A 6,259-nucleotide genomic window follows, 5' to 3' on the forward strand; every position below is an offset into this window, starting at 1 on the left:
ATTCTCACGGAATTTAACTTTCAGAAATAAGGAAAATGATGAAGACGTCACTAACAACATTAGGTTTGGCACTGGTATTTACAGGAACAGCTTATGCAGCAAGCTGGGGCTACGAGGGAAACCATGGACCTGCTCATTGGGGTGAGTTTGCATCTGAGTGCGCAAAAGGTCAAAACCAGAGCCCAATCAACATTGAATCGGCGACCGAAGCGAAGCTAGAAAAATTGAATTTCGACTACGAAGGTAAGGCAATTTCACTGCTGAACAACGGTCACACTTTACAGACTGGTTTAGAAGGTAAAAACACACTCACCATTGATGGTAAAGAGTTTACGTTGAAACAGTTCCACTTCCATACGCCATCTGAAAACCATGTGGACGGTAAAGAATACCCTCTAGAAGCACACTTTGTGCATGCCGACAAAGTAGGTCATCTAGCTGTTGTCGCGGTGTTCTTTAAACTGGGTGACGCGAACCCAGATCTAGCTAAGATGCTAGCTAACATTCCAACTAAAGATCAAGATGTTACCATCAAGGTTCCATTTGATGCTGATGCCCTTATCCCAAGTGATAAAGACTACTACCGCTTTAACGGCTCACTAACGACACCGCCATGCTCTGAAGGTGTACGTTGGTTGGTGATGAAAGAAGCACAAACTATTTCTCCTGAGCAGATAAAATCTTTTTCGGAAGTAATGGGGAAAAACAATCGCCCAATCCAACCGCTGAATGCACGTATGGTGTTAACGCAACAATAACCACTTCATGCGAAGAAAAATAAAAAGCCCGCTTAAACACAGCGGGCTTGATTATTTGGGTATTGGTGAGAACTAGAAGCCGTGATCTTCTTGCTCTTCCGCTTTTACCATTTGTATAGGATCAAGCTTAAGCGTCTGAGTAGGGAACGCGATATCTGCATCGTGTTCTTTAATGATGTTGATTACCTTAAGCAGTATGTCCTGCTTAACCTCATGGTATCTCACCCAATTCACGGTTTTAGTAAAGGTATAGATAAAGAAGTGCAATGATGATGGACCGAATGTATCGAAGTTGACGATAAGTGTTTGGCGTGCATCAATGTCTTTGTGATTTTTCAGCATTTCTTTTACCGCGGTGATAATTTGCGGCATTTTTTCAGCATCGTCGTAACGAAGTCCAATTTTTTCGTAGATACGTCGGTTCAGCATGCGAGATGGGTTTTCTACGACAATGCTGCTAAACACTGAGTTTGGCACATACAGTGGACGCTTATCGAAAGTTCGGATAATGGTCATACGCCAGCCAATGCGTTCTACCGTCCCCTCTATTTGTCGGTCTGGAGAACGGATCCAATCGCCAACTTTAAATGGACGATCGAAGTAGATCATAAGACCTCCAAAAAAGTTAGACAGCAAATCCTTCGCCGCTAAACCGACGATCAAACCACCAACACCACCGAAGGTAAGTAGGCCCGATAGTGACAGACCAAATGCCTGCATTACGGTTAGAATTCCGACGGTAATAAAGAACAGGCGCGCGACCTTAGCTATCGCTTGTACTGTTGTTTCATCTCGGTTCTTTTGTTCGAGAACATGCTCTTCAACATTGGTAATGAGCCGCATAACGGTCCATACGAAGATGCTGATGATTAAAATCAGTTTCAGCGTACTTAACCAGTTTATTTTATCGTTGAGCTCGCTCTCTAATATGATGCCGATAGAGACGGTTGCTGGCCAACACCAAATGAGTGTACTGACTGGCGCTTTTAGCGCATCAAGCAACATATCATCCCAGTGGAAGGGCGTTTTCTCTACGAGCGCAGCGAGGCGAGAGCGGATCAGCCGCCAAGCTATCCAAGCTATAAAGCTAGCGAGCGTAATGAAAAGGACGCTCCCACTCCAATTTTGATGAGACGTTTCAATGTAGCTTTGTAATTCGGTAAACCACTGTGGCATATGTAACTTATTTCTAGTGAACCATGGAAGGAAAGGTAGCAGATATTACTCCTTCACCCCAGTGATTTCCTTTAAATCATTTACTTATGTCTAAACCGCCGAGATGGACTTTTCCTTCCAATGACAAGAGAGTTACCTTTACGTTTTGCTGAGCGACCGCCTCATGCATGTTCAGAGGTACGCTACCAATGATTGAGGGTTGATATTTGGACGATCAATTATAACTTCTCTGACTTATCGCTAACATTTATCTTAAGTAAGTGTGAGAGTGTATTGACTCTTGAATTAGCGGAGGCAGATATGGAATTTACAGAGCTGGATCGAAACGCGCTCTACGACATCTGGATGTCACAAAAAGCCAAAATGCACATCACTCAAATGGAAATGGCGAAGCGCCTTGGTTTGAGTCTACACGAGTTTTCTGGCTTGTTACGTGGTAATTCTCCACTGACGCTAGGTTTTGTAAAACAGCTATGCGAGCAGCTACATGTACGTCCTGGTCAGGTGATTCCGTCTTTGACGGAGCGTGATCTATCTGCATCTGGTACCGTTTATTTACAAAATCGTGTGACGGTGGATGGCGATATCAGTAACGTGTTTATCGACGGAAACCAAGTCGTGATCGAGTACGTTCACCAAGTTAGCTAGCTTGCTCGTCAAATTATCGGGTTGAAGAGCAATAAAAAACGAGCCACTGTTGGCTCGTTTTTTCGTTTCTGTTTTGCTCGCTTGCAAAGATTATGGGATTTTCACTAGCGAATCGCGTGAAAGATCCGCGATAGACTTAGCGCCAGTCAGCGTCATTGCTACACGCATTTCTTTATCGTACAGATCCAGTAGATTTTCAACGCCTGCTCCGCCTTGTGCTGCCAATGCGTATACAAATGAACGGCCAAGAAGCGTACAGTCTGCACCAAGTGCGAGCATACGAACGACATCAAGACCAGTACGAATACCAGAGTCTACGAAGATCTTAAGATCACCTTTTACCGCATCCGCAATGCTTGGTAGTGCTTTAGCACTTGAAAGTACGCCATCTAACTGACGGCCACCATGGTTAGATACCACAATGCCATCTGCGCCGAAACGTACCGCATCTTTCGCGTCTTCTTCATCTAGAATGCCTTTGATAACCATTGGGCCATCCCAAAAATCACGAATCCACTCAAGATCTTTCCAGGAGATAGAAGGGTCGAAGTTTGCGCCTAACCAGCCGATGTAATCTTCTAGCTTTGTTGGTTCGCCACGATAAGTTGAGATGTTACCTAAGTCGTGCGGTTTACCAAGTAGACCCACATCCAGCGCCCAGCTTGGGTGGCGCATCGCCTGGAATACACGACGCATGGCCGCGTTAGGACCACTCATACCTGAGTGCATGTCACGGTAACGTGCGCCAGGAACTGGCATATCAACGGTAAACACCAGCGTTGTTACGCCTGCTGCTTTTGCACGCTCAAGTACGTTTTTCATAAAGCCACGGTCTTTAAGCACGTAAAGCTGGAACCACATTGGACGTTCAATTGCAGGTGCGACTTCTTCAATCGGACAAACTGAAACAGTCGACATAGTAAATGGGATGCCTTTTTTCTCGGCTGCTTTTGCTGCTTGCACCTCGCCTCGGCGCGCGTACATACCAGTTAGACCAACAGGAGCTAGCGCGATTGGCATTGCCAGTTTCTCACCGAAGATCTCGGTTTCGAGGCTCAAATCTGTCATATCGCGTAGGACGCGTTGGCGAAGAGCGACATCACCTAAATCGTCAGTATTACGCTTCAGCGTGCGTTCGTCGTATGAGCCGCCATCAATATAATGGAATAGAAACGGGGGAAGCTTGGCTTTCGCGGCAGCGCGGTAGTCAGTAGAAGCTGAGATAATCATAATGGTGTCCTAGCGGTTATTCTAAGCAAAGTTGTGGAGCAATTTGCTCTTTCGTTGAGTCTTCATCGCAAAGCAGTGAAGACATCAAAATGAGTATAGTTACCTATGGTTCACTTACGTTTGAATCGGTGATGTTGGTAACCCATTTACATAATTGGTTGAAAAATTTTATTAAATCACTCAATCAGTTATGCAAACTGGAAAGGGTGACACAGCTGTCGGGGGAATTGATGTAGCAAGCTAAATCAACATGTCGGGGTAGTAGTGCAGACAGCTGTGTCAAATTAGGCAGGGCTGTAAACCCTGCATTTCGCGTTACTTCATTAAGACATCTGTCATTTGGAAGCCATAAATCAGCACCAATCCAATAATGCCTGTCATTACAATGTAGTAGAACGTAGGGATAATCGTCTTACGCAATGTTGCGCCTTCTCGACCAAGCAAACCTACCGTGGCTGATGCGGCAACAACGTTGTGAATCGCAATCATGTTACCTGCGGCAGCACCGACGGCTTGGAGTGATACAACAATCACGCTCGAAATAGACAACGTTTGTGCCACTTCGAATTGGAACTGGCTGAACATCATATTTGATACCGTGTTTGAGCCAGCGATGAACGCACCCAGTGCACCAACGGTGGCACTCAGCGCTGGGAACGCAGAACCAACAAGGTCAGAGGCGAAGTTTGCGGTTGTGACGGGCATACTTGCTAGGTCAGCACCGTTGATGCCTGAGTTGATAAAGATACGAACCATCGGAATGGTAAATACCAAGACAAAACCCGCCCCAATCAGTGTTTTGCTTGACTCGCCAAATGCTTCACGCAATGGCTTTACGCTGCCGCTTTGTAACATTGCAGCAAGTAGTGCGACAAACACCAGAATGCCACCAGGAAGGTATAACGGCTGAATCGCAGCGCTAACGCCAGTCTCACCAAGAATGTTGCTGAACGACAAACTTACGCTTTGTACAAAGCCTTTCAGTTCTGGGCTTACGCGGCTTGCGACGAGAATAACTGCCAGCATTACATATGGAACCCAAGCTTTTACGATGCTCATTGGCTTGCCCGGATTGTCGTTTAGATCGACTTTTAGCGAACCTAACCACTCTGCAGGCCATTTGTCTTCGCTTTCGAAATCCCACTTAGTCTTTGGTACTAAGAAGCCTTTTTTCGCTGCGGTAACAACGATAGACAGACCAACCAAACCACCGATAAGTGAAGGGAACTCTGCGCCCAAGAATACGCCGGTTAACGCGTATGGAACGGTGAAAGAGACACCAGCGAATAACGCAAATGGTAGAATATCCAGGCCTTCACTCCAGCTTCTGTTCTTGCCGAAGAAACGTGTTAACATCATCGCCATTAATACCGGGATCATCGTACCTACGACTGCGTGAATGACAGCAACGTGCGCTGTGATATCTTGCAGGTACATTTCCCACGTTGCACCTTGTGCGGCCAACGACTCACTGATGTTATGGGTGTCTAAACCTTTGTTTACACCTACGATGATAGGCGTGCCTACCGCGCCGAATGAAACAGGCGTAGACTGAATCATCATGCCCATTAGGACAGCGGCTAGCGCAGGGAAGCCGATTGCAACCAGCAGTGGTGCAGCGATTGCTGCCGGGGTACCGAACCCAGATGCGCCTTCAATGAACGAGCCAAAGCACCAAGCAATGATGATGGCTTGTACACGGCGGTCAGCCGAAATATCGGTAAATCCATTACGGATTGTGGTGATCGCTCCAGTGTGTTTTAAAGTGTTGAGCAAGAAGATGGCACCAAACACGATCCATAGAACAGAGACAGTAATGCCGAGTCCTTGGAATACGGAAGCCAGTACGCGATTGGCTGACATATCCCAAAACATAAGTGCGATAGCGACGGTTAGACCGAACGCAACAGGCATGGCTTTTTTAGCAGGCCAGTTGAGACCAACCAATAAGATGGCGGCAACAACAATTGGCGAAAATGCCACTAGGGCAAGTAGGGTTTCACTCATTTGTACATCCTTCGTACGCTGACTTCTCGAACGGTGTCAATCCGCTGTAGAGGTGACTTTTTGTTGTAATGGTTTTGTTAATTTGGCGTGAATTTACTCCTTTATTTTTTGTTGATATAGGGAAATAATGAAAATAATTAATTCCAAAAGTGACATAATGGTATGAGAGCAGACGACTTAATCCTATTTTCTCAAGTAATCGAACTTGGCAGCTTTAGTAAGGTTGCAGAGGCAAATAACCTTACAAATTCGGTAGTTAGCAAAAGAATGGCGAGGTTGGAGGAAGAAATAGGGGCTCAGCTATTATATCGAACAACGCGCAAATTAACCTTGACCGAGGCAGGTAAGGTGTTACTCCACAGTGCTAAAAATGTGAAGCAGGCCACTCAGGAGGCTATGGATGCTGTTGCAGGCTTTGGAGAGAATGTGAGCGGTCATAT

Annotated in this window: 6 protein-coding genes; 3 read left to right on the top strand and 3 right to left on the bottom strand. The window is 45.9% G+C overall.

Going from position 1 to position 6,259, the window contains the following annotated elements; all coding sequences use genetic code 11:
* Positions 1–38: 38 nt before the first annotated feature.
* Positions 39–758 carry a carbonic anhydrase gene (locus R7E51_RS04530; RefSeq protein WP_206958274.1) on the top strand — a complete coding sequence of 240 codons (720 nt, stop codon included), beginning with the start codon at positions 39–41 and terminating at the stop codon, positions 756–758.
* A gap of 72 nt (positions 759–830) precedes the next feature.
* Here R7E51_RS04530 and R7E51_RS04535 read toward each other — a convergent pair whose 3' ends face one another.
* A complete protein-coding gene (locus R7E51_RS04535; RefSeq protein ID WP_005375107.1) occupies positions 831–1,934 on the bottom strand; it encodes a mechanosensitive ion channel family protein in 1,104 nt (367 codons plus the stop codon).
* Positions 1,935–2,234: 300 nt separating this feature from the next.
* On the opposite strand from R7E51_RS04535, the gene R7E51_RS04540 reads away from it, so the two are divergent.
* Positions 2,235–2,582, top strand: a complete 348-nt coding sequence (locus tag R7E51_RS04540; protein ID WP_005375109.1) for a helix-turn-helix domain-containing protein — start codon at positions 2,235–2,237, stop codon at positions 2,580–2,582.
* A 90-nt stretch (positions 2,583–2,672) separates the two neighbouring features.
* On the opposite strand, the gene lldD is transcribed toward R7E51_RS04540, so the two are convergent.
* Positions 2,673–3,812: an FMN-dependent L-lactate dehydrogenase LldD gene (gene lldD / locus R7E51_RS04545; protein ID WP_005383962.1), complete on the bottom strand. Its 1,140-nt coding sequence runs from the start codon at positions 3,810–3,812 to the stop codon at positions 2,673–2,675.
* A 315-nt stretch (positions 3,813–4,127) separates the two neighbouring features.
* On the bottom strand, positions 4,128–5,819 hold the full coding sequence (locus R7E51_RS04550) for an L-lactate permease (RefSeq protein WP_005375111.1): 1,692 nt from the start codon (positions 5,817–5,819) through the stop codon (positions 4,128–4,130).
* A gap of 162 nt (positions 5,820–5,981) precedes the next feature.
* Here R7E51_RS04550 and R7E51_RS04555 point away from each other — a divergent pair.
* On the top strand, positions 5,982–6,259 hold a 278-nt coding region (locus tag R7E51_RS04555; RefSeq protein ID WP_318128065.1), incomplete at its 3' end, for a LysR family transcriptional regulator.

Source organism: Vibrio sp. Vb1166, from assembly GCF_033338695.1.
Taxonomy (GTDB): domain Bacteria; phylum Pseudomonadota; class Gammaproteobacteria; order Enterobacterales; family Vibrionaceae; genus Vibrio; species Vibrio alginolyticus.